General features: G+C 56.8%; 20 protein-coding genes. 9 read left to right on the top strand and 11 right to left on the bottom strand.

Features of this window, described 5'->3' with window-relative positions:
- Positions 1–9: 9 nt before the first annotated feature.
- Both ytfR and ytfQ read right to left on the bottom strand, forming a co-directional pair.
- Complete coding sequence (gene ytfR, locus IM299_RS14575) at positions 10–1,512, bottom strand: galactofuranose ABC transporter, ATP-binding protein YtfR (RefSeq protein ID WP_041911465.1); 1,503 nt, start codon at positions 1,510–1,512, stop codon at positions 10–12.
- Positions 1,513–1,577: 65 nt separating this feature from the next.
- Positions 1,578–2,534 carry a galactofuranose ABC transporter substrate-binding protein YtfQ gene (ytfQ, locus tag IM299_RS14570; protein ID WP_193357685.1) on the bottom strand — a complete coding sequence of 319 codons (957 nt, stop codon included), beginning with the start codon at positions 2,532–2,534 and terminating at the stop codon, positions 1,578–1,580.
- Positions 2,535–2,843: 309 nt separating this feature from the next.
- Here ytfQ and ppa point away from each other — a divergent pair, with 309 nt between their 5' ends.
- The gene (ppa, locus tag IM299_RS14565) at positions 2,844–3,374 is read left to right on the top strand and encodes an inorganic diphosphatase (protein ID WP_041911466.1); all 531 of its coding nucleotides are present in this window, start codon (positions 2,844–2,846) and stop codon (positions 3,372–3,374) included.
- Positions 3,375–3,428: 54 nt separating this feature from the next.
- Here ppa and IM299_RS14560 read toward each other — a convergent pair whose 3' ends face one another.
- The 3 genes from IM299_RS14560 to tamA are packed head-to-tail and all read right to left on the bottom strand — an operon-like array spanning position 3,429 to position 9,282.
- Complete coding sequence (locus tag IM299_RS14560; protein WP_008501424.1) at positions 3,429–3,773, bottom strand: gamma-glutamylcyclotransferase; 345 nt, start codon at positions 3,771–3,773, stop codon at positions 3,429–3,431.
- 2 nt (positions 3,774–3,775) lie between these two features.
- On the bottom strand, positions 3,776–7,552 hold the full coding sequence (gene tamB / locus IM299_RS14555; RefSeq protein WP_193357684.1) for an autotransporter assembly complex protein TamB: 3,777 nt from the start codon (positions 7,550–7,552) through the stop codon (positions 3,776–3,778).
- Positions 7,549–9,282 (bottom strand): autotransporter assembly complex protein TamA, encoded by a 1,734-nt coding sequence (tamA, locus tag IM299_RS14550; protein ID WP_193357683.1) that lies wholly within the window; start codon positions 9,280–9,282, stop codon positions 7,549–7,551. The genes tamB and tamA overlap by 4 nt, the downstream gene beginning before the upstream one ends.
- A 223-nt stretch (positions 9,283–9,505) precedes the next feature.
- Here tamA and msrA point away from each other — a divergent pair, with 223 nt between their 5' ends.
- A complete protein-coding gene (msrA, locus tag IM299_RS14545; RefSeq protein WP_028015284.1) occupies positions 9,506–10,147 on the top strand; it encodes a peptide-methionine (S)-S-oxide reductase MsrA in 642 nt (213 codons plus the stop codon).
- 211 nt (positions 10,148–10,358) lie between these two features.
- Positions 10,359–11,696 (top strand): hemolysin family protein, encoded by a 1,338-nt coding sequence (locus IM299_RS14540; protein ID WP_028015283.1) that lies wholly within the window; start codon positions 10,359–10,361, stop codon positions 11,694–11,696.
- 75 nt (positions 11,697–11,771) lie between these two features.
- Here IM299_RS14540 and IM299_RS14535 read toward each other — a convergent pair whose 3' ends face one another.
- Positions 11,772–11,978, bottom strand: coding sequence for a DUF1107 domain-containing protein (locus IM299_RS14535; protein WP_008501430.1), 207 nt, complete (start codon positions 11,976–11,978; stop codon positions 11,772–11,774).
- A gap of 323 nt (positions 11,979–12,301) precedes the next feature.
- Here IM299_RS14535 and IM299_RS14530 point away from each other — a divergent pair, with 323 nt between their 5' ends.
- Positions 12,302–12,859 carry a YtfJ family protein gene (locus IM299_RS14530; RefSeq protein WP_028015282.1) on the top strand — a complete coding sequence of 186 codons (558 nt, stop codon included), beginning with the start codon at positions 12,302–12,304 and terminating at the stop codon, positions 12,857–12,859.
- Here the strand turns inward: IM299_RS14530 and cysQ are convergent.
- Positions 12,853–13,593: a 3'(2'),5'-bisphosphate nucleotidase CysQ gene (gene cysQ / locus IM299_RS14525; protein WP_028015281.1), complete on the bottom strand. Its 741-nt coding sequence runs from the start codon at positions 13,591–13,593 to the stop codon at positions 12,853–12,855. The two genes, IM299_RS14530 and cysQ, sit on opposite strands and share 7 nt — an antisense overlap.
- A gap of 190 nt (positions 13,594–13,783) precedes the next feature.
- Here cysQ and IM299_RS14520 point away from each other — a divergent pair, with 190 nt between their 5' ends.
- The gene (locus IM299_RS14520; protein WP_048957660.1) at positions 13,784–15,727 is read left to right on the top strand and encodes a bifunctional 2',3'-cyclic-nucleotide 2'-phosphodiesterase/3'-nucleotidase; all 1,944 of its coding nucleotides are present in this window, start codon (positions 13,784–13,786) and stop codon (positions 15,725–15,727) included.
- Between the two features lie 40 nt (positions 15,728–15,767).
- Here IM299_RS14520 and IM299_RS14515 read toward each other — a convergent pair whose 3' ends face one another.
- On the bottom strand, positions 15,768–16,154 hold the full coding sequence (locus IM299_RS14515) for a helix-turn-helix domain-containing protein (RefSeq protein WP_028015279.1): 387 nt from the start codon (positions 16,152–16,154) through the stop codon (positions 15,768–15,770).
- An 84-nt stretch (positions 16,155–16,238) separates the two neighbouring features.
- Here IM299_RS14515 and IM299_RS14510 point away from each other — a divergent pair, with 84 nt between their 5' ends.
- From IM299_RS14510 to IM299_RS14500, 3 genes are all read left to right on the top strand, one after another.
- On the top strand, positions 16,239–17,087 hold the full coding sequence (locus tag IM299_RS14510) for an SDR family oxidoreductase (protein WP_048957681.1): 849 nt from the start codon (positions 16,239–16,241) through the stop codon (positions 17,085–17,087).
- 81 nt (positions 17,088–17,168) lie between these two features.
- A complete protein-coding gene (locus tag IM299_RS14505; RefSeq protein ID WP_193357682.1) occupies positions 17,169–17,993 on the top strand; it encodes an AraC family transcriptional regulator in 825 nt (274 codons plus the stop codon).
- 75 nt (positions 17,994–18,068) lie between these two features.
- Positions 18,069–19,034: a DMT family transporter gene (locus IM299_RS14500; RefSeq protein WP_041911471.1), complete on the top strand. Its 966-nt coding sequence runs from the start codon at positions 18,069–18,071 to the stop codon at positions 19,032–19,034.
- A 79-nt stretch (positions 19,035–19,113) separates the two neighbouring features.
- On the opposite strand, the gene IM299_RS14495 is transcribed toward IM299_RS14500, so the two are convergent.
- Positions 19,114–20,763, bottom strand: coding sequence for a methyl-accepting chemotaxis protein (locus IM299_RS14495; protein ID WP_193357681.1), 1,650 nt, complete (start codon positions 20,761–20,763; stop codon positions 19,114–19,116).
- Positions 20,764–21,007: 244 nt separating this feature from the next.
- On the opposite strand from IM299_RS14495, the gene ytfE reads away from it, so the two are divergent.
- The gene (gene ytfE, locus IM299_RS14490; RefSeq protein WP_047366985.1) at positions 21,008–21,670 is read left to right on the top strand and encodes an iron-sulfur cluster repair protein YtfE; all 663 of its coding nucleotides are present in this window, start codon (positions 21,008–21,010) and stop codon (positions 21,668–21,670) included.
- 86 nt (positions 21,671–21,756) lie between these two features.
- Here the strand turns inward: ytfE and cycA are convergent, their stop codons facing one another.
- Positions 21,757–23,166, bottom strand: a complete 1,410-nt coding sequence (cycA, locus tag IM299_RS14485) for a D-serine/D-alanine/glycine transporter (RefSeq protein WP_041911474.1) — start codon at positions 23,164–23,166, stop codon at positions 21,757–21,759.
- A gap of 312 nt (positions 23,167–23,478) precedes the next feature.
- Positions 23,479–24,099, bottom strand: coding sequence for an FKBP-type peptidyl-prolyl cis-trans isomerase (fklB, locus tag IM299_RS14480; protein WP_008502892.1), 621 nt, complete (start codon positions 24,097–24,099; stop codon positions 23,479–23,481).
- Positions 24,100–24,220 lie beyond the last annotated feature (121 nt).

The raw sequence follows: 24,220 nt of genomic DNA, 5'->3' as shown, positions 1-24,220 counted from the left end.
ATTCACTCCTTACGCCGCGATGGCATTCATGATTGCCGGAACGGACAGTTTATCCAGCGGGATCTCTGCCACCTGTTTGCGATCGCGCATGATGATGACGCGATCGGCATAGCCTACCAGCTCCTCCAGCTCGGATGAGATAACCAGCAGGGCCAGCCCGTCCGCACAGAGCGTTTCAATAAGCCGAATAATTTCTGCGTGCGCGCCCACGTCGATACCGCGCGTCGGCTCGTCAAGGATCAGGAACTGCGGTTTGGTCAGCAGCCAGCGGGAGAGCAGCACCTTCTGCTGGTTACCGCCGGAGAGAAATTCAATCGGCTGTTCCGCGCTCGGGGTGCGGATGCCGAGCTGGCGGATAAAGCGCTCGGCGATGGCGTTTTGCTCTTTACGTGGGATCGGGCGCAGCCAGCCGCGCTGGGCCTGCAGGGCCAGGATGATATTTTCCCGCACCGAGGCGGCGGCAATGATGCCGTCCGTTTTCCGGTCTTCCGGGCAGAAGCCAACGCCCAGACAGGAGGCCTGATGCGGCGATCGCAGGGTTTGCGGTTTGCCCTTGATCAGCGCGGTGCCGCTGTCGGCAGGCTTGATCCCGAAGATCACCTCGGCGGTTTCGGTTCGGCCCGAGCCTAGCAGGCCCGCCAGCCCGACAATTTCGCCGGGACGCACCTCAAGGTTAAACGGCGATATCACGCCTTTCTTGCCGTAATCGCTGAACGCGGCAACCGGTTTTTCGCTCAGCAGCGTACGGCCCGCACGCTGGAGCGCGTTGGTTTCCAGCTCGCGGCCCAGCATCATTTTCACCAGCTCGATCTGCGGCAGCTCGCGGGTTTCGCGGCAGCCGACAAAGCTGCCGTTGCGCAGCACCGTAATGCGGTCGCTCACCTCATACACCTGATCGAGAAAGTGCGTGACGAAGATCAGGCTCACGCCCTGATCGCGCAGCTGGCGCATCAGGGTGAAGAGCATCTCCACTTCCTGGGTATCGAGGCTGGCGGTGGGTTCATCGAGGATCAGCACCTTCGCAGAGAGATCGATAGCGCGACAGATGGCGACGATCTGCTGCATCGCCACGGAAAAGCGGTTCAGCGGCTCGCGGACGTCGAGGGAGAAGCCGTAGGACTCCATCAGCTTCGTGGCGCGCGCCTCCATCTCTTTGCGGCGCAGCAGGCCAAAGCGGCGTGGCTCGCGGCCAATAAACAGGTTGTCCGCCACCGACATATTCGGCAGCAGGTTCACTTCCTGGTAAACTGTCCCGATCCCCAGCTGCTGGGCGTGGGCGGTATTTTTTGGCGAAATGGCGTTGCCTTCCAGCCAGATGGTACCGCGATCGGCATGATAAACGCCGGTCAGCGATTTAATCAGCGTCGATTTTCCCGCGCCGTTCTCGCCCAGCAGCGCCATGATCTCACCGCGCCGCAGGCTGAAATCAACGCTATCCAGCGCCTTTACGCCGGGGAAGAATTTACTCAAGCCCTCTGTGCGGAGGATTTCCTGGTGTTGTTCAGTTTTCATATTCACGTCCCCGGCACGTTCCCGTAGGCCGGGTAAGCGCAGCGCCACCCGGCAATTTCACTGGATCAGTAGCCCATATTTTTCTTCTTCTCTAACTCTTCTTTCGCTGTATCAGGCAGGTAGAGCGTGGACTTGGTGACGGTCACCTTCTCAGGCATCGTGCCGTCTTTCTTGAATTTCTCCAGCGCGTCGAATGCCGGGCCCGCCATGTTCGGCGTCAGCTCGACGCTGGCATTGGCTTCACCGTCGATCATCGCTTTGTAGATGTCCGGCACGCCGTCGATAGAGCCGGTGAGGATATCTTTGCCCGGCTTCAGGCCCGCTTCTTTAATCGCCTGAATCGCCCCGATCGCCATGTCATCGTTGTGGGCGTAAACCATGCAGATATTCTTGCCGTTGTTTTCAGCCTTGATAAAGCTCTCCATGACCTCTTTACCCTTACTGCGGGTAAAGTCGCCGGACTGGGAGCGGATAATCTTGATGTTTGGCGCTTTGGCAATGGCCTCAGCAAAGCCTTTCTTACGGTCGATGGCCACGCTCGCGCCGACGGTGCCCTGCAGTTCAACGACGTTACACGGCTTGCCGTCGACCTTTTTAATCAGCCAGTCGCCAATTAACTGCCCTTCAAGCACGTTATTAGCGGTGACGGTGGTCATATAGAGAGATTTGTCTTTAACATCGATGGAACGGTCGAGCAGGAAGACCGGAATTTCAGCGTCTTTCGCTTCCTTCAGAACCGGTTCCCAGCCGGTCGCCACCACTGGTGCAATAAAGATGGCATCCACGCCCTGGGCGATAAACGAGCGCACGGCTTTGATCTGGTTTTCCTGCTTTTGCTGACCATCGGCGATTTTCAGGGTGATGCCGCGTTTCTGAGCCTCGCTTTTCGCAACGTTGGTTTCCGCCGCACGCCAGCCGGATTCAGAGCCAACTTGCGAAAAACCTACGGTTAAGGGAGCGGCCATCGCCATAGACGACATGGCTGCCGAAACTGCTGTGACAAGAAGTAAGCGCTTCCACATATGAGCGTCCTCGTAGGGGTGTTTATTGTTGGTTAAAAGATGTTCTGCGAAATGACTATAGCCAATGAAATATGTAACGAATTGCGTTACATCACACTTCAGGAAAGTGAATAAAATGTTAATCACAAGTTTGTAATCGCTTTCATTTCACCATTAAAAATGCGGCTGAGTTTATGGATTTTCCTGTCATGGAAACGGTCTGAAAAGTGGGGCTTGCGGGGAGAGAAAGCGAAAAGAGGCGGAGACATTCAGCGTGAGTTGGCTATAATACCTGCCACTTGTTTACCATCCATTTTAAAGGACACCGACATGAGCTTACTCAACGTCCCAGCGGGTAAAGAACTGCCAGAAGACATCTACGTTGTTATTGAAATCCCGGCCAACGCAGATCCAATCAAATACGAAATCGACAAAGACACCGGTGCGCTGTTCGTTGACCGTTTCATGTCTACCGCCATGTTCTATCCGTGCAACTACGGCTACATCAACCACACCCTGTCTCTGGACGGTGACCCGGTTGACGTGCTGGTTCCAACGCCATACCCACTGCAGCCAGGCTCCGTCATTCGCTGCCGTCCTGTTGGCGTGCTGAAGATGACTGACGAAGCGGGTGAAGATGCGAAGCTGGTTGCGGTACCGCACACCAAGCTGAGCAAAGAGTACGATCACATTAAAGATGTGAATGACCTGCCAGAGCTGCTGAAAGCGCAGATCGCCCACTTCTTCGAGCACTACAAAGACCTCGAAAAAGGTAAATGGGTTAAGGTTGACGGCTGGGACAACGCAGAAGCGGCGAAAGCAGAAATCATCGCCTCCTTCGAACGCGCTGCTAAGAAGTAATTCTTACTGCCAGACACAAACAACAACGCCACCTCACGGTGGCGTTGTCGTTTTTCAGTACTGGTCTCTGTCTAACCAGTTACCGCTTACAATCCGCGTTAACCCGTCGACCGGACGCTGGTAGACATACATCCACGCGCTTCCGTACGGTGTCTGGATCAACTGGCGAGCGTATTCACCGCCCCTGGTGCGCAAGGCATCAAGTTCGGCAAGTGTAGCATTATCAATACGATAAACTTCACCCTGTACTGTTCCTTCGCCGGGAACCGCGCCTGGATAGTGGCCCAGGCTGTACAACTGGTAGTTCTCGATATTGTAATTCCCCAGTAGCTGGGCATTGGTCATCCAGTGACTGTTGCCTTGCCTGGTTCGTAAACTGCCGTAGACAAATATTCGCATTGCTAAAACTCAAACTGATAGAGCAGATCAAGTGCCTGGTCTACGCCGGACACTGCTTCCAGATATAGCTTAGGCATCAGGCGATAGCGTAACGTGAGTGTTGCCAGTGAGTCAAAGATCCCCACACCATATTTTACCTGCAGACCCGGCAGTACATAGCCGCTGACCACCACCTGCGAGGAGTCACCCACGCCCTGGGTGTCCAGCGCCAGATTGCTTACGCCGAACGTCTCGCCGATTTTACCCACAACCTGCCCACTTTGTGCAACCCCCAGTCCGACCAACATTGAGGTCATCGCCGCACTGTCGCTTTGTCCGCTGTCCAGACCTTGTCCGCGCAGCAGATAAGAGAGGGCTTCCTGCTGCGACATCGCCGGGTCGGAGAAGATCTCCGCCTTCGGTTCGTCGGCGGAGCCGGTGACGCGTACGCCAGCAATGACGTCGTTTTCCGTCGCTTCCGGGTTACGAATCGCTTCGATGTTCAACAGCGGTTGATCCGGTGGGCCGGAGAACAGCAGCTCGCCTTTACGGACAATCAGATCCTGACCATAGGCATGGAAACGCCCTTCAGGAATATTGATCTGCCCGTTGAGGCCAAGCCCTTGTTTATCCTGCGCCACTTTCAGGTCGCCCGTGAGCCTCGCCTTCAGCCCAAACGCATCCAACCGCACGTTATTTCCCACGTGCACGATAAGGTTACTATTAATCGGTATGCCAGCGCTCTTCTGTTCGACAGGTTTCAGATTTTCATTGAGCATAACTTCATCACTGGAGACGCCGACCGCGCTTTCCGGCACCTCGTGAACCACGATACGCGCCCACGGCACGTCCACGCGGCCATCCAGGGTGAAGAGGCTTGGCGTCGCCTCAAAGACCACGTCCGGCGAGACGTCCAGGCGCACCATTGGCGGTACGGTGATGCGCACCTTACTGCCTTTCGCGGCAATACGGGCGCGCCAGTTGTCGAGCTGGCTCCAGTCCGCGTCGCCGCTCAGGTTGATTTGCCCCTGCTGAGTTAATACCGAGCCGTTCAGCGTCGAGCTCATGCCGTTGAAGTTCATCGCAATCTGGCTGGGCTGCATATCGAACGGCATAAAGTTACCGTCGATATCCACACCGCTGAGCCGCAACTGACCGAACAGCTGAGGGCTTTGCGCGTTGCCCGCCAGGCGCAGGTTGGCATTTACCATGCCCTCAGCTTTTTCCCCGCGGGCGAAGATCGGGTTGACCATCGCCAGGTTGAAGTTACGAATATTGACGTTGCCGCCCAGATTGCGCCGCCCCTGCGGATCGGTAATCTGTATCTGCCCGTCCATCTGGCCGTTGTTGGTCAGACGGATAAGCCACCCCAGCTCCGCACGGTTGTTATGCAGGTCTGCACTCACATTCAGGGTGTCGAAGGCCACCGGCAGCGGCGCGTCGTTCACCTCCTGCGTTACCTTCACGTTACGGCCGGAAAGCGTGACGCTGCCCTGCGGCAGCCCCTCTTTGGTGGTGTCCCAGGCGACATCGGCTTTCCCGCTGAAGACGCCGCTGGCCTGCGTGGTGTCCGGCATAAACGGTTTCAGCATCGCCAGATCGAAGCGGTTCAGGTTGATCTGCGCGCGCCCTTCCGCCCCCGCATCAATGGTCTGCGGCACGCACAGCTCCGCGTTCGGGTTGGTCCAGCAGTGAGGCCCGATGCTGATCTTCTCCTCGGCGTTGCGGTAGTCCAGCGCAATGGAGCGCGACAGCGCCAGCGGCCCCACCGGGGTGTTGAAGCGGGTGTTGTCCAGCGTTCCTTTCCAGCGCGTTTCCTTCCGGTCGAAGCTGCCGATCAGGTGAAGCTGGCCGGAGACGGGCTCGCCCTGCACGCGCAGCTGGAGGTCGTGCTGCTTCTCGTTACCTTTGGCGTCCAGAGTCACCAGGCTAATGTTCACGTCCGGCTGGGAAATGCGCTCCACGCGCAGGTTCAGGTTGCCGCCGATCTGATCGGTGGATTTCACATCCCCTTCCACGCGGACGCGGGCAACGCTCAGCTCCTGCCAGCGCAGATTGTTGGCGGTGATATCTGCCAGCAGTTGCGGCGCGTCCACGGTGCCGCGCACTTTCACGAGTCCTTTCGCCGTACCGCCCAGACCCGGCAGGGCGTTATCCAGATTCGGCGCGTCGATGGTGGCGTCAAGATTGAGATCTTTTACCCCCAGCTCGCCTTTGATATCCGCCGTGTTGCGGCCCAGCGCCACGTGCAGTCCCGGGATAATCCACTGCAGGTAGCTGTTGCCCTTCACCGAGCCTTCTACGTTCACCTTGTTCTGCTTAACGTTCCCGGTGAGCTTGATTTCCGGCACGTCCATCTGCCACGTGCCGCCGTAGAGGCTGCCGCGGGTTTTGATCAGCCCGTCCAGCTTCGACGGCCAGTCCGGCACCTCTTTGGCGGTGTTAATTCCCGTCAGCTTCAGCTCGCCGCGCCAGCTGATCGCCTGCTGCCAGTCGAGCAGCGCGGTCAGTTCCGTTTTGCCTTCCAGCGCCGCGACTGTCAGCTTGTCGAGGTTAACCTGCTGTTCGTTGCCTTTTGCATCCAGCGTGATGGTCGCGGGCGGCACGCCCTGCCCCTTCACCGCAGTGTGGAACGAGAGCGTGTAGTCGGTCATCTTGCCGCTCAGCTTCAGCTTCAGATCGTCGGCCTGATACTGTTTTTCGCCGGTAAACGGCCAGTAAAGCTGCTTGCTGACAACCTCCAGATTGAGCGGCAGCCCGGCTTCCGCCAGCTGGGTTTGCGCGCGCAGGGCCATGTCTACCGGGCCGGAGAGATTCACCCCGATATCCAGCTTCTCGCGCAGCGCCCCGCCCACTTTAACCTTCACTTTTTCGCCCTTCAGCGGGTCGATATTCAGAGCGCTATTGAGGGTGATATCCACCGGCCAGCTGTCGCGCAGCAGGGCGTTGCCTGACGCGTTCACCGAGCCCTGGTTGGTATCGATATCCAGCGCGTCGAGCTTCATGTTGCCGTCAATGCTGCTGACTTTCAGCAGCATGTTAAAGACCGTCAGATCGGTGTCGCCGGTCAGGCGCAGCTGTTCGCCTTTGAACTCCTCAATGTTGAGGTTCAGCGGCAGATGCACGTCGGTCATTTCAGGCAGGACAGGCTTCGAGAAGAGTTCTTTCAGCGTTTCGCCCAGCGGCTTCTCTTCCGGCTGCGGGTTCTGGATCTTCGGTTCGACGATCTCTTCCTGCGCCACGTCCGCCACTTTCGGCAGCGCAATCAGCAACCCTTGCAGCGAGGTTGGCGTCAGGGTGAGGTTTTTCTCCTGCCAGCGCAGACCGGAGGTGAAATCCATCACCGAAACGGTGGTGTCGTCGATTTTGATATTGACGTTATCGAGCGCCACCCGATAGAGCGCAATCGGGTACGGCGTGGAGAGATTCAGCGGGCCGCTGTCCTCTTCCTCAACCGGCGCAGACTTCGGCATTTTCTTTGAGTCTACCGCCACGTTGACGTCTTTTAGCGACAGATCGTTTACGCAGAGCTTGCTGTCCCGCAGGCAGCCCAGCTTCACCGCGAGATGAAATTCCCCGGCGTTGACCGCCACGCCCGGCTGCTCGTAGCGGATGTTCTTCAGACGCAGGTCGCGCCAGCCGCCCGTTACCTGACCAATTTCCAGCCCCGGCACCCAACGGTTCGCGGCGTTAAACAGCAGATGCAGCCCGGTCGTCGTTCCCACCAGAAACGCCACCGTACCGAGCAGCAGCACGATAAAAATCAGCACCCCGAGGCTTATTTTCTTCCATAAACTCATAATTCAGGCCCCAGACCGATGTAAAACTGTAATCCGTGTTCATCTTTGTCGCCCACCGGCACGGCGAAATCGAGCTTGATGGGCCCGACGGGTGATTGCCAGCGTACGCCCACGCCTGCACCAGTTTTAAAGTCGCTGCGGCGGATATCGTTCACCGCTTCACCACCGTCAACAAACATGGCACCCCACCACTTGCCGCTGACGTTGTACTGATACTCCAACGATCCGGTCGCCAGTTTGGATGCCCCGGTCAGCTGGCCTTTTTCGTTTTCAGGTGAGATCGATTTGTACTTATACCCGCGAATGCTGCGGTCGCCCCCGGCGAAGAAGCGCAGGTCCGGCGGAACGCGCTCGAAATCCCCCGTCTCAATCCAGCCGAGATTGCCGCGCATCACAAAGCGGTGTTTGTCATACAGCGTGCGGATCCAGACGTTTTGCGCCTGCACCACCGTGAAGTCGACGTCAGAGCCCCACATCGTATTGGAGTAGTCGATAGAGTAACGCTGTGAATCACCCCAGGTTGGCATCAGGCCGCCGCGCGAGCGGGTACGGCTGATCATCACGCCCGGATAAAGCAACATAGTGGTGTTGGTGACGTTTGCCTGGGTAAAGTGATCAAGGCTCCAGCGCAGGTTAATGGCGCGCTGCCAGCCGCTGGAGAGATCCCAGAAGCGTGAAACCGCAAGCGTTGTCGAGTCCTGCTCGGTATCGTTCAAATCGGTACGCTTAAAGCCGCCCTGCACCAGGTAATATTGCTCAAGCGGGTTTTTCAGCAGCGGAATTTTATAGCTGAAATCAAGCTGCTGTTCCGGTGCGGAAATGCTGGCGCTGGTGGTCAGACTGTGGCCGTAGGAGTTCATCCACGGCTTTTTCCAGGAGGTCTTCACGCGCGGACCGACGTCTGTCGAGTAGCCAACACCGGTCTCAATGGTGTTCTCGGTGCGCGGCGAGACAACGCCATGCAGCGGCAACACCTTGGTTTTGCGAGACTTATCAAATTCCGGTGCGACAACCACGGAGTTAAACCAGCCGGTAGCGGAGAGGCGACGGTTCAGCTCCGCCAGATCACTCGACTGGTAGTAATCGCCTTTTTTAAACGGCACGAGGTTTTGCAGATACTCTTCACGAATTTGCGAACCTTCAAACGTTACATCGCCAAAGCGGTAGCGTTCGCCGCTGTCGTAGTCAATATCCCAGAAGGCCTGACGTCGCTCCAGCGCAATGCCCAGCTGGCTTTTATTGAACTGGCTGTCGAAGTAGCCCTTACGCAGAGAGACGCTCGTCAGCTCTTTTTTTAAGTGGTCGTAGTCACCGTGGTTGAGCACGGTGCCGATTTTCGGCCGCGTGCTGAGCAGGTCCAGGTAGTCGCGGTCGGTACGCGCGCCGCCGCGCAGGATGACGTTCGTGCCGCCAATCAGCACCGGCTCGCCCGGCGAGACGCGGGCAATAAGCACCTGACGCCCCTTCTTTGGCGGCGGGCGAAGATCGAAATCAATGGTGGGTTCGTAATACCCCAGCGCTTTTAGCCCTTCACGGATCGCGTCATCCACGCGCGCGCGAAAACGCCGGTCCGGCGTCACCTCATCGCTCTGGATGGTCGACAGCTGCGCACGCACGTTTTTTTCCAGCGTCCCGGATAACCCCTCAACCTGCAAACGGACATTCGCCGCGCTGGCAACCCCGCTTGTCAGCAATACACTGACTAAACATAACTGGCGGATTTTTGTCACGTTTTCTCCTGAATATCCCTTTTCCACCCTGGAAGCAAATGAAGCGCCGCCGTGCGGCAAAATACGGCCCGGAAGCCAAAAACCCAAATCGTGGGTTGAAAACGGGTGTAACACCCAAATATTTCTTATGATTAAATCTAGTCTCATTCAGCGCATTTATTGTGTTCAATTAAACGCTTCGTGACAACCTTAACCGAAACATCGCACCCCGGGAGGCCCCATCGTGAGTTTATTCGACAAGAAGCATCTGGTTTCACAAGCTGATGCATTACCGGGACGCAACACCCCTATGCCTGTGGCGACCTTACACGCCGTCAATAACCATTCAATGACCAACGTTCCTGATGGAATGGAAATCGCCCTGTTCGCCATGGGCTGCTTCTGGGGCGTTGAGCGCCTCTTCTGGCAGCTGCCCGGCGTCTACAGCACCGCGGCCGGCTACACGGGCGGCTACACGCCAAACCCAACCTACCGCGAAGTCTGCTCCGGCGAAACCGGCCATGCGGAAGCGGTCCGCGTGGTATATGACCCGACGGTCATCAGCTACGAACAGCTCCTGCAGGTCTTCTGGGAAAACCACGACCCGGCGCAGGGCATGCGTCAGGGCAACGACCACGGCACGCAGTACCGCTCGGCGATTTATCCACTCACCCCTGAGCAGGACGCCGCCGCACGCGCCAGCCTTGAGCGTTTCCAGCAGGCCATGCGTGAAGCAGGCGATACGCGCGAGGTGACCACGGAAATCGCGACGGCGAAACCGTTCTACTACGCCGAGGACGATCACCAGCAGTATCTGCATAAAAACCCGTACGGCTACTGCGGCATCGGAGGCATCGGCGTCTGCCTGCCGCCACAGCTGGCCTGATTATTAACCGTTAAATCGTCACCCGTACCGGACAGCGCACGCTGTCCGGTCTGTTTTATGCCAAAAATGTGACCTCTGGCAGATTTACATCTCTTTACGCTATACTACCGCTGAAATAATCGGCTCAACGCTACGAGCTGACGTTCTACGTGTTTTCACACAAATGGTATCAACTCCCCTTCTGAGGATCTGGCGAGAAGCCGGATAAACTATGTTAAACAGTATTTTAGTAATACTTTGTCTTATTGCCGTCAGTGCATTTTTCTCGATATCTGAGATCTCGCTGGCCGCGTCCCGTAAAATCAAACTTAAGCTGCTTGCCGACGAGGGCAACATCAATGCCACCCGCATCCTGAAAATGCAGGAAAACCCCGGCATGTTCTTCACCGTGGTGCAGATTGGCCTTAACGCGGTCGCCATTCTCGGCGGTATCGTGGGCGATGCGGCCTTTTCTCCAGCGTTTTATAGCCTCTTTGTCAAATACATGTCCGCTGAGCTTGCCGAACAGCTGAGCTTTATTCTCTCCTTCTCGCTGGTAACCGGCCTGTTCATCCTCTTTGCAGACCTGACCCCGAAACGCATCGGTATGATTGCGCCAGAAGCTGTAGCTTTGCGTATCATCAACCCGATGCGCTTCTGTCTGTACGTGTTTCGTCCGCTGGTGTGGTTCTTCAACGGACTGGCGAACGTGATTTTCCGCATCTTTAAGCTGCCAATGGTGCGTAAAGACGACATCACCTCTGACGACATTTATGCGGTGGTGGAAGCCGGCGCGCTGGCCGGGGTGCTGCGTAAGCAGGAACACGAGCTGATTGAGAACGTATTTGAACTGGAATCCCGTACCGTGCCCTCTTCCATGACGGGCCGTGAAAACATTATCTGGTTCGATTTACATGAAGATGAGCAGAGCCTGAAGAACAAAGTGGCGCAGCATCCTCACTCCAAGTTCCTGGTCTGTAATGAAGATATCGACCACATAATCGGTTACGTCGACTCCAAAGACCTGCTGAACCGCGTGCTGGCAAACCAGAGCCTGGCGCTCAACAGCGGCGTGCAGATCCGCAATACCCTGATTGTGCCGGACACCCTGACGCTCTCCGAAGCGCTGGAAAGTTTCAAAACCGCCGGGGAAGACTTCGCGGTGATCATGAATGAATACGCGCTGGTGGTGGGTATCATCACGCTGAACGACGTGATGACCACGCTGATGGGAGACCTGGTTGGCCAGGGACTGGAAGAGCAGATTGTTCAGCGTGACGATAATTCATGGCTGATCGACGGCGGTACGCCGATTGAAGACGTCATGCGCGTGCTGGATATCGACGAGTTCCCGCAGTCCGGTAACTACGAAACCATCGGCGGCTTTATGATGTTTATGCTGCGTAAAATCCCGAAACGCACCGACTCGGTGAAGTTCTCCGGCTACAAGTTTGAGGTGGTGGATATTGATAACTATCGCATCGACCAGCTGCTGGTGACGCGTATTGACAACAAGCCGACCGTACTGGTGCCGAAGCTGCCGGACGCGGAAGAGAAGGTGTCGGCGTAACGTTCCTGCCCCCACAAACATCAACGGCTCCCATCGGGAGCCGTCTTTTTAACTACCTACTGCATAGCACGTTGGTTAAGCCATCTCAGTTTGCAGACGCATAACCTGACGGTTGACTTCGGACATCACAGACAGGTGCTGTTTGTCCTTCACTTTTGGGACAAGGATCTTGCCCTTATCAAACTCAAAAGCGCCAACATCCTTGATGTACAACCGTCCACGGAACAGGATCTTCACGTACTTCGCCACCTGAAGCGGGTTGTAGCGTTGGAAAATTTTCATTCTTGTATCTCCTGCGAATCATACGCTCTTGCGGTGCCACAATCGGCCCGACTGTCCTGAGCGCAAATTTTGATGCCCAATGACTATAGACCAGAACTACGGTGTTACCCAGTGTGCATAAGTTTATTTACCGTTTGATTACAATTATTCAGAATAATCTTTGCAAAGCGTGATAGAGAGCAGTATAAGCCGTCGTTTTTTCATGGATATGTGCGTTCACCCGCAAACTGGCACTCGGATTGCGGGAAAACCACATTGATCGCACTTATGATTAAAACGTATGACCAAGTGGTCGGATCACCTGCAAACAATAAGGAAACGCCATGACCCTACGTAACATCCTTGCGGCAGCCTGCCTGCTGCTGCCCCTGTGGGCTTCCGCTCACAGCATTGAAAAAGGACAACGTGTACCGCCAGTCGGCATTGCTGACCGGGGAGAATTGATTCTCGACAATGATAAGTTTAGCTATAAAGCCTGGAATAGCGCGCAGCTCGCGGGCAAAGTGAGAGTTGTACAACATATTGCCGGTCGTACATCCGCAAAAGAGAAGAATGCCAGCCTGGTGGAGGCGATCAAGGCCGCAAAATTCCCCCATGACCGCTACCAGACCACCACGATTGTGAACACCGATGATGCCATTCCGGGCTCCGGGATGTTTGTGCGCTCAAGCCTTGAGAGCAATAAAAAGCTCTACCCGTGGTCGCAGTTTATCGTCGACAGCAACGGCGTGACGCGTAAGGCCTGGCAGCTTGAGGAAGAGAGCTCCGCGATTGTCGTGCTGGATAAGGACGGCCGCGTGCAGTGGGTGAAAGACGGCGCGTTAACTCAGGAAGAGGTGCAGCAGGTTGTCGCCCTGCTGCACAAACTGCTGGCTCAGTAAAGAGAGACGCGGAAGCCGGGGTTGAGGAATGATTCGCGCGGGGTATAGTCCAGCGGCTTGCCCTGCCAGTCATGGACATGCGCCCCGGCGGCCGCGGCAACGGCATGGCCTGCCGCGGTATCCCAGACGTTGGTTGGCCCAAAGCGCGGATACAGCTGCGCCTGACCTTCCGCTACCAGGCAGAATTTCAGCGACGAGCCAATCGAGGTGGTCTGGTGTTCACCCAGCTGTTGCAGGTATTCCTCCAGCTCGCTGTCGCTGTGCGAGCGGCTAATCACCACCAGCGGTGGACGGGCATCGCGCACCTGGATCTGCTTGCGTACGCCGCACTCCTCCTTCCAGGCCTTCCCTTCTGCGGCGCTGTACATCACCTTCATTACCGGCGCGTAGACCACGCCGAGCACCGCTTTACCCTTCTCAATCAGGGCAATATTGACGGTGAACTCACCGTTGCGCTTGATGAACTCTTTTGTCCCGTCCAGCGGATCGACCAGCCAGTAGCGCTGCCAGTGCTGGCGCTCGTCCCAGCTTTGCGGCGCTTCTTCAGACAGAACGGGGATATCCGGCGTTAAGGCCTGCAGACCTTGCAGGATCACCTTATGCGCCGCGATATCGGCCGCCGTGACCGGGGAGTCGTCCGCCTTGCTGACGACCTCCATCGGTTTAACACCGTCATACACCTGCATGATGGCATCTCCCGCATCCCGTGCGAGCTGACAAATCTTATCTAGCATTTTCCACCTCTTTGTTAACGCAGTGAGGTTAACTCTTTGTTTTAGTTATATCGTAATGTGAACAATTCCGCTATCTGTGAAGCAATTCCGGTTTCAGGTCGCTTTTTTCTGTCAGGATTCACATTTCTGTAAGCAACAAACGATAGATACATACTCTTTTGTGGAACGGATCGAAAAAAGGACTCCTCTGATGATTAAGTTTAGTGCAACGCTTCTGGCGACGCTGATTGCAGCGAGCGTGCAGGCGGCGACGGTAGATCTGCGTATTCTGGAAACGACCGATCTGCACAGCAATATGATGGACTTCGATTACTACAAAGATACCCCTACGGAAAAATTCGGACTGGTACGTACAGCAAGTTTGATCAACGCCGCGCGGGGTGAAGTCAAAAATAGCGTGCTGGTGGACAACGGCGATCTCATTCAGGGCAGCCCGCTCGGCGACTACATGGCGGCAAAAGGTCTGAAGAAAGGCGAGATCCATCCCGTTTATAAAGCGATGAACACGCTGGACTATGCCGTCGGCAACCTGGGCAACCACGAATTCAACTACGGCCTGAAATACCTGCACGATGCGCTGGCCGGCGCGAAGTTCCCGTACGTTAACGCCAATATCATCGACGTTAAGACGCAAAAGCCGCTCTTTACCCCTTACCTGATTAAAGAGAGTGAAGTTGTCGATCGGGACGGTAAAAAGCAGACGCTGAAAATCGGCTATATCGGCTTCGTACCGCCGCAGATCATGACCTGGGATAAAGCCAACCTCGACGGCAAAGTGACCGTTAATGACATTACCGAAACCGCGCGCAAGTACGTGCCGGAAATGCGTGCGAAAGGCGCGGATGTCGTTGTCGTGGTGGCTCACTCAGGCCTGTCAGCCGACCCGTATCAGGCCATGGCGGAGAACTCCGTTTACTATCTGAGCGAAGTCCCGGGCGTTGACGCGATCCTGTTCGGCCACGCTCACGCCGTTTTCCCGGGCAAAGATTTTGCCAGCATTCAAGGGGCGGATATCGAGAAAGGGACGCTCAACGGCGTGCCGTCGGTGATGCCGGGCATGTGGGGCGACCACCTTGGCGTGGTGGATCTGGTGCTAAATAACGACAGCGGCAGCTGGAAGGTGACGCAGTCAAAAGCCGAAGCGCGCCCGATTTACGACGCGGCGGCTAAAAAATCCCTGGCCGCGGAAGATAAAAAGCTGGTCGACGTGCTGAAGCACGACCACGACGCCACCCGCGAATTCGTCAGCAAGCCGATCGGCAAATCCGCCGACAATATGTACAGCTTCCTGGCGCTGGTGCAGGACGATCCGACCGTTCAGGTGGTCAACATGGCCCAGAAAGCCTATGCCGAACACTTTGTTCAGGGCGATCCGGATCTGGCAAAACTGCCGGTGCTGTCTGCCGCTGCGCCATTCAAAGTGGGCGGACGCAAGAACGACCCGGCAAGCTATGTTGAGGTCGAAAAAGGCCAGCTCACCTTCCGTAACGCCGCCGATCTCTATCTCTACCCGAATACGCTGGTGGTGGTTAAAGCCACGGGGAAAGAGGTGAAGGAGTGGCTGGAGTGCTCCGCCGGGCAGTTTAACCAGATCGACCCGAAGAGCAGTAAACCACAGCCGCTGATTAACTGGGACGGCTTCCGCACCTACAACTTCGACGTGATCGACGGCGTAAATTACCAGATTGACGTCACCCAGCCGGCGAAATATGACAGCGAGTGCCAGGCGATTAACCCGCAGGCCGAACGCATCAAAAACCTGACCTTCAACGGCAAGGCGATCGACCCGAATGCCACCTTCCTGGTGGTGACCAATAACTATCGTGCCTACGGCGGTAAGTTTGCCGGTACGGGCGATAGCCACATCGCTTTTGCGTCACCGGACGAAAACCGCTCGGTGCTGGCGGCGTGGATCGGCGCGGAGTCGAAGAAGGCGGGCGAAATTCACCCGGCGGTGGATAACAACTGGCGTCTTGCGCCAATCCACAGCGATGCGAAACTGGATATCCGCTTTGAAACGTCACCGTCCGATAAGGCAGCCGCGTTTATTAAGGATAAGGCGCAGTATCCGATGAAGAAGGTTGCGACGGATGATATCGGGTTCGCGATTTATCAGGTGGATTTGAGCAGGTAGCGGTGATTGTGCCGGGTAAGGCGAAACCGCCACCCGGCTTTTACGCCGCACGCTCATCCCGATTCGCCATCACCTTCGGCGTATTGACTTCAATCCAGTCCGCCAGCGCGGCGACTTTCTCGCTCACCTCGATGCCCATCGGTGTCAGGCTATACTCGACGTGCGGCGGCACGACCGGATACGACACGCGATCGACAAACCCGTCCTGCTCCAGCGCCTGAAGCGACTGGGACAGCATCTTTTCGCTCACCCCGCCCATTTTATGGCGCAGCTCGCTAAAACGGTGCGTTCCTCCGCGCAGAGCCAGCAGGATCAGCACGCCCCAGCGGCTGGTAACGTGTTTAAGCACCTCCCGTGAAGGGCACTGTTCCGCGAAGAGATTGCCATCGCGCATTTGCTCGCTGAGCGTTGGGATCGTTTTTTTCATACTTACCTTTTTGTACGTACTTACTAAAAGTTAGCCATGGTGATAGTGTGCCACAACACCAGACAAACACGAAGGAGATTTATCATGATCGCGATTACCGGCGCTACCGGCCAGCTTGGCCAGCACGTTATTGAAGAACTGCTGACAACCGTTCCAGCAAACCAGATTGTTGCCATTGTTCGTAACCCGGCGAAAGCTGAAGCGTTAAGCAACCAGGGTATTGTGGTTCGTCAGGCGGATTACACCGATGAAGCCGCCTTTACTGCCGCGCTGAGCGGCGTGGAAAAGCTGCTGCTCATCTCCTCCAGCGAAGTGGGCCAGCGCGCGACCCAGCACCAGAACGTTATCAACGCCGCCAAAGCGGCAGGCGTGAAATTTATCGCCTACACCAGCCTGCTGCACGCGGATAAATCACCGTTGGGTCTGCACGTTGAACATGTCGCCACTGAAAAAGCGCTGGCGGCGTCCGGCATTCCCTATGCCCTGCTGCGCAACGGCTGGTACACCGAAAACTACCTGGCGAGCGCGCCGCCTGCGCTGGAACACGGCGTATTCATTGGTGCCGCAGGCGAAGGAAAAATTGCCTCCGCCACCCGCGCAGACTATGCCGCGGCGGCAGCCAAAGTGATCGCTGAAGAGGGTCATGCGGGCAAGGTATACGAACTGGCAGGCGACCACGGCTGGACATTGAGCGAGCTGGCGGCGGAACTGAGCAAGCAGAGTGGTAAACCTGTGGCGTATCAAAACCTGAGCGAAGCGGACTTTGCAGCCGCATTGAAGAGCGTGGGTTTACCCGCCGGGCTGGCGGATATGCTGGCGGACTCCGACGTGGGCGCGTCCAAAGGCGGCCTGTTTGACGACAGCCGTACCCTGAGCAAGCTGATTGGCCGCCCGACTACACCGCTGGCGGAGAGCGTCAAAGCCATTCTGTAATTGTTACGGATTGGTTATTTTTTGTGGCATCCCCTCGGGTCATCTCTGATAATGTAGTGATGACCCATGAGGAGGCTCATCGTGCAAGGCGTACCGGAACAGTTTATTGATGAGAGAGACAGCGCGCGCTTTCGCCATCTGGCGCAACTGCCGGGCCTTGAACTCTATCATGCGCATATCTCTGACTACGCCTTTGAGCCCCACACCCATGAAGCCTTCGGCATCGGCACCATCGAAACCGGCGCCGAACGCTTTCGCTATCGCGGCACCCAGCATCTCGCACCTGAAAAATCCGTTGTTACCATGAACCCGGACGAGATCCATACCGGGGAGTCCGCGACCGAAGACGGCTGGCGCTACCGGATGGTCTACATCGAACCCAATCTTCTGGAAGAGGTAACCGGCCTGCGCCACTGGTGGTTCAGCGACGTAACCCGTTACGACCCGCAGCGCTCTCAGCAGATCGGCAGGCTAATTTACGGCCTGTGGCATACGGACGATCCGCTGGCGCAAAAAGGCTTATTGCTGGATCTGATCGAGACCTTTCAGCCGCTAGCCCATCACGCGCCGGTGGTTCAGGAAGGCGCACACCGGTTCGAGCGCGTGCGCGAGTATTTACACGACAACTATATGCACGCCCTGACGCTGGACGAACTGGCGAACGTTGTCTCGCTCAGCCCGTACCATTTCCAGCGCCAGTTCAAAGCCCATTTTCACGTTACGCCGCACCAGATGTTGATGGCCATCCGCCTGTGGCGCGCCAAGGCGTTTCTCACCCACGGTATGCCCGCCGCCGAAGTCGCCGCCGCAACGGGGCTGACCGACCAGTCGCATTTAACCCGCGCCTTCACCCGCCGCTACGGCATTACGCCCGTGCGCTACCAGAAACAGGTCGCCCGGCGCTAATGCGCAATCTCATACAATACGCGCGCGTTTCCCCCTTCTAGACTGAGTGCAGAGTAAATCAATGTGGATGGAAAAATGATTAGCGGCGTGTTGTATGCCCTGCTTGCAGGTCTGATGTGGGGGCTGATCTTTGTCGGCCCTCTGATCGTGCCGGAATACCCGGCGATATTGCAGTCTACCGGACGTTATCTGGCGCTCGGGCTGATTGCCCTTCCTCTGGCATGGCTGGGGCGTACGCGCTTGCGACAGCTCAGCCGTCAGGACTGGGGCACCGCGCTGGCGCTGACCATGATGGGCAATCTCATCTATTACGTCTGCCTGGCAAGCGCCATTCAGCGAACCGGAGCGCCGGTGTCGACCATGATTATCGGCACGCTGCCGGTGGTCATCCCCATCTTCGCGAATCTGCTCTATAGTCATCGGGACGGCAAGCTGGCGTGGTCGAAAATGATACCCGCCCTGGCCTGCACCGCCGTGGGGCTGGTGTGCGTCAATATCGCCGAGCTGCGCCACGGCCTGGCAGACTTCAGCTTATGGCGTTACGGTTCGGGGATCGTTTTAGCGTTCATCTCGGTCGCGTGCTGGGCCTGGTACGCCCTGCGCAATGCGCGCTGGCTGCGGGAGAATCCGGATAAACACCCGATGATGTGGGCAACGGCGCAGGCGCTGGTCACGCTCCCCGTCTCGTTAGTGGGGTATGCCGGCGCATGCCTCTGGCTGGGTCATCAGCAGCCGGAATTTGCCCAGCCCTTCGGGCCAAGACCCTGGGTCTTTATTGGCTTAATGGTTGCGATTGCGGTGCTGTGCTCCTGGGTGGGCGCGCTGTGCTGGAACATTGCCAGCCAGAAGCTACCGACGGTGATCTTAGGGCCGCTGATTGTGTTCGAAACCCTGGCCGGGCTGCTGTACACCTTCCTGATGCGCCAGAGCGTGCCGCCGCTGTTAACGGCCTGCGGGATCGCGCTGCTGGTGGTGGGGGTGGTGATGGCGGTAAGAGCGAAGCCGGAAAAACCGAGGGTCGTTCCGGCTTCGGAGATGTGAGTAATGCCCAGCGGCGCTACGCTTGCAGGGCCTACAAAACCGTAGGTCTGGTAAGGCGTAGCCACCACCGGGCAAGCCTTTAAAACGTTTCCCAGTTCGCTTCAGACGCCGTCGCTGCTGGCTGCGCTTTTGGCACATAGGTTTTCACCGGTGCCGCTTTGACCGCCTGATTACGCGTTATTTTGAACACTGCTACCGCTTCGTTCAGGCGTGCGGCCTGATCTTCCAGCGCCGCCGCTGCCGCCGCAGACTCCTCCACCAGCGAGGCGTTCTGCTGGGTCACGCGGTCCATCTCAGCTACCGCCTGACCAACCTGGTCGATACCGCGGCTCTGCTCGTCAGAGGCAGAGGCAATTTCGCCCATGATGTCGGTCACGCGGGTAACCGCGTTAACGATTTCCGCCATCGTCGCGCCCGCTTCGTTCACCAGCTGGGAACCCGCGTTGACGCGTTCGCCGGAATCATCGATCAGCGCCTTAATCTCTTTCGCCGCCTGGGCGCTGCGCTGGGCAAGCGTGCGTACTTCTCCTGCAACCACCGCAAAGCCACGGCCCTGCTCGCCCGCACGCGCCGCTTCCACCGCCGCGTTCAGCGCCAGAATGTTGGTCTGGAAGGCAATACCGTCGATAACGTTAGTAATTTGCGCGATTTTGCTGGAGCTGTTGGCGATCTCGTCCATGGTGCGCACCACCCCTTCCACCACGTTACCGCCCTTCTTCGCGGTTGAGGAGGCATCCAGCGCCAGACGAGACGCCTGACGCGCGTTATCCGCGTTCTGCTTCACGGTGGCGGTCAGCTGTTCCATGCTGGCTGCCGTCTCTTCCAGAGACGCGGCCTGCTGCTCGGTACGGGAAGAGAGGTCGTTGCTGCCCGCCGAGATTTCACCCGCACCGGTATAGATGGTGTCTGCGCCTTCACGCACCACGCCCACAGTGTTCGCCAGCGAGGTTTGCATCTCCTGCACGTTGCGCGCCAGGATAGCCATTTCGTTTTTGCCTTCAGCCTGAATCGGCTGGGTTAAATCCCCTGCCGCGATGGCGCGGATATGGTTGATCACCTCTTCCAGCGGCAGCAGCAGCACCCGGCGCATGGCGATCCAGCTGGAGATAATCACCGCAATGACGAGGATCATGACGGCAGAAAGGATCCACAGGATGCGCTTGTAGTCGCTTTCGTTATCCTGAATGCCTTTACTGGTGAGCGCAGCCTGCGCCTCGCGCCACTCGCGATAGACCTTTTGCATTGCCGTCTGCTTCTGTTCTGCATTCTGCTTGAACATATCTTCCAGGTTGCCCTGGCCCAGCAGAACGTTCATTTGCGTCAACGTGGCGGAGTAGATGCGGTACTGCTCTTCCAGCCGATCGGCCAGGTTCTCATCCAGACCCGGGGTATTCGGCAGGGCGTAGTATTTGTCGTAATGGACCTGCGCATTGGCCAGCAGATTTTTCGCGGTGTTAACCAGCTCGTTCAGCTGTCCGCCGTTAATCTGAGAGGCCATGCTGCTTTGCAGACGCAGCATCCCGCGGTTTAGCGTGACGCGCGCCTGGTTCAGGCTGATCCAGGCGTCGGTAAATTCCGCCACGTTCTGGCTGGAAAGCTGCGACACGGTGAAGTTGTCTTTATCGTTATTCAGCGCGTTGATAAAGATACCCGCGGAAATCACTTGCATGATGCCGAGCACAAGCAGCACCGAAATAAGAAGAGTAATGACTTTAATACGTTTAAACATACGTTGCCTTTGTTATATGCAGGTTTGTCTGACGTGTATCTATCGGCACGCGCGGCGGGTTGTTTACTGTTTCTCCACCTTTAAAAACTTTCTAAACCACTTTCCTAAATCCATTCAGGGAGTTAAACGGGACATTTTTTTGTGATCCGTGTCGCACTTTCCCCCTTCCCTCTAAAGGGTTATAGCGCCGCCTTAAAGATGCATTTAATATGCATCTTATATTCTTGATGACGAGGTAACTGCTATGGCCTTTCGCGACCACCCCCTCGGCGAGCTGGCGCTCTCCATCCCTCGCGCTTCCGCGCTGTTCCGTAAATACGATATGGATTACTGCTGCGGCGGTAAGCAAACGCTGGCGCGAGCAGCCTCGCGCAAGGAACTGGACGTGGAGGCTATCGAAGCGGAGCTGGCGCTGCTGGCCGAACAGCCTGTTGAAAAAGACTGGCGCACCGCCCCGCTCACGGAAATCATCGACCATATCATCGTGCGTTACCACGACCGCCACCGTGAACAGCTGCCTGAGCTGATCCTGCAGGCAACGAAAGTTGAGCGCGTACATGCCGACAAGCCTTCCGTGCCGCGCGGTCTGGCAAAATACCTGACCATGCTGCATGAAGAGCTTTCCAGCCACATGATGAAAGAAGAGCAGATCCTCTTCCCGATGATTAAACAGGGAATGGGAAGCCAGGCGATGGGGCCTATCAGCGTAATGGAAAGCGAGCACGATGACGCGGGCGAACTGCTGGATGTGATCAAACACACCACTAACAACGTCACGCCGCCGCCGGAAGCGTGCACCACCTGGAAAGCGATGTACAACGGCATTAACGAGATGATTGACGACCTGATGGAGCACATCAGTCTTGAGAATAACGTGCTGTTCCCGCGGGCATTGGCGGGGGAATAAAAAAGCCCGGTGGCGCTAGCGCTTACCGGGCCTACAGCGTCCTCGAACATAGGCCGGGTAAGCGTCAGCGCCACCCGGCAGCATGCTTAACGCATGCCTGCCATACGTTTCTTACCGATAAACAGCCAGCCCAGCCCCAGCGCGATAAACCACAGCGGCGTGACGATCAGCGCCTGACGGGTGTCATCTTCGAGCGTCAGCAGCACCAGCACGAAGACAAAGAACGCCATGCACACCCAGCACATCAGCTTGCCCAGCGGCATCTTGTAGATCGACTTTTCATGCAGGTGCGGACGCTGTTTGCGGTACACCAGGTACGAGCACAGGATAATGGTCCAGACGAACATGAACAGGATCGCCGACACGGTGGTGATCATGGTAAACGCGCCAATTACGCTTGGGTTCACGTAGAGCATCACCACACCACCCAGCAGGCACATGCAGGAGAAGGTCAGCCCTTTCGCCGGCACCGCACGTTTAGAGAGTTTCGCAAAGGCGCTCGGCGCCACGCCCTCCTGCGCCAGACCAAACAGCATACGGCTGGTTGAGAACACGCCGCTGTTCGCGGAAGAGGCCGCAGAGGTCAGCACCACGAAGTTAATCAGGCTCGCCGCAGCAGGCAGCCCTACCAGCACGAACAGCTCAACGAACGGGCTCTTGCTGGGCACCACGGAGCTCCACGGCGTCACGGACATGATGATGATCAGCGCGAAGACGTAGAACATGATGATACGCACCGGTATGGAGTTGATGGCGCGCGGCAGGGACTTCTCCGGATCTTTGGTTTCCGCAGCGGTCGTTCCGACAAGCTCAATCCCCACAAACGCAAACACCGCAATCTGGAAGCCCGCAAAGAAGCCGCTGATGCCTTTCGGGAACCAGCCGCCGTCATTCCACAGATGGGTGAAGGACGCCTGAACGCCCGTTGGCGACTGGAAGTGCGTCAGGACCATCACCAGGCCCACCACAATCAGCCCCACGATAGCGACAATCTTGATCATCGCGAACCAGAACTCCATCTCACCGAACATTTTCACGGTGGCGAGGTTGAGGCTCAGCAGCAGAATAATCACCGCCAGCGAGGCGACCCAGTCCGACAGCCCCGGGAACCAGAACTGCGCATAAGCGGTAATCGCCACGACGTCCGCCATGCCGGTGACCACCCAGCAGAACCAGTAGGTCCAGCCGGTAAAATAGCCCGCCCACGGGCCGAGCAGGTCCGACGCGAAGTCGCTGAAGGATTTGTATTCGAGGTTCGAGAGCAGCAATTCACCCATTGCGCGCATCACGAAGAAGAGCATAAAACCGATGATCATATAAACGAAGATGATCGACGGCCCGGCAAGACTGATGGTTTTGCCCGACCCCATAAACAGCCCGGTGCCGATGGCACCACCGATGGCGATAAGCTGAATATGACGGTTTGTGAGATTGCGCCGTAGCGACTGTTCAGACGTCGCCTCTTCTGCAGCGGCGACTTTGACCTGATCTACCATGTAATTTTTCCTGTTTATGCCTGTCTGTGTTGTTAAGGCTCTTCTGGCCTTTAAAAACGTCAAATAAATGACGGTCCCTTCGTAAGGGTTTATCGATATTAGGTAAGAATCGGCGGGATGAATACTATGATTTAGATATTATGTTAATAATATGTTGAAAGTGAGTGTCATATCACTCATACAGCGCGAAACAGCTCACAAAAATACACGCAACAGTTTCGTTTGCAAGATAAAATGTTGATTCCGTCGTAACTATGGGTTTTATCACTATTTTCCTCTCCCCGGGCGGAGAGAGGAAATAAGAAAAGTCGATTACAGGATTTCCAGCAGCTCGACTTCAAAGACCAGGGTGCTGAATGGCGGGATGGACGCGCCAGCGCCACGCTCGCCGTAAGCCAGGTTGTGCGGGATGGTCAGTTCCCATTTGGAACCCACTGGCATCAGGGTCAGGGCTTCGATCCAGCCCGCGATTACGCCGTTGACCGGGAACTCAGCCGGTTCGCCGCGCGCCACGGAGCTGTCGAACACGGTACCGTCGATCAGCTTACCGGTGTAGTGCACGCGAACGTGGTCGGTACGCGCCGGGATAGCGCCGTCGCCCTGGTTGATCACGCGGAACTGCAGGCCGGATTCGGTGCTGTTCACGCCTTCGCGCTCGCGGTTCTCTTCCAGATATTTCACGCCTTCGGCTGCCATCTCTTCGAAGCGCGCGCGACGCACAGCGTCAGCACGTTCGTGGATTTCACGCAGCGCACGATGCACAACGTCAACCGGAACGGCAGGCTGTTTACCTTCCAGCGCATCAGCGATACCCGCCACCAGCGCTTCAGGTAACAGACCTTCCAGGCCGGATTCGCTCAGCTGCTGTCCTACCTGCAAGCCGATACCGTAACTTGCCTGCGCTTCGATAGTGTCAAAAGTCGGGGTGGTCATGGGTTTTCCTTCCATCACATTTAAAGTAGCGGGCAGCATATCAGCCATGCCCTTATGGGTAAAACTTTGTCTGAAGTTAAGGTGACAAACCGCGACGAAACAGAAACAATAGAGACAACCA

It is taken from the genome of Enterobacter cloacae complex sp. P47BA, from assembly GCF_014930485.1.
Taxonomy (GTDB): domain Bacteria; phylum Pseudomonadota; class Gammaproteobacteria; order Enterobacterales; family Enterobacteriaceae; genus Enterobacter; species Enterobacter bugandensis.
Note: the sequence above shows the minus strand (reverse complement) of the source record. Positions and strands in the feature narration are given on the sequence as shown.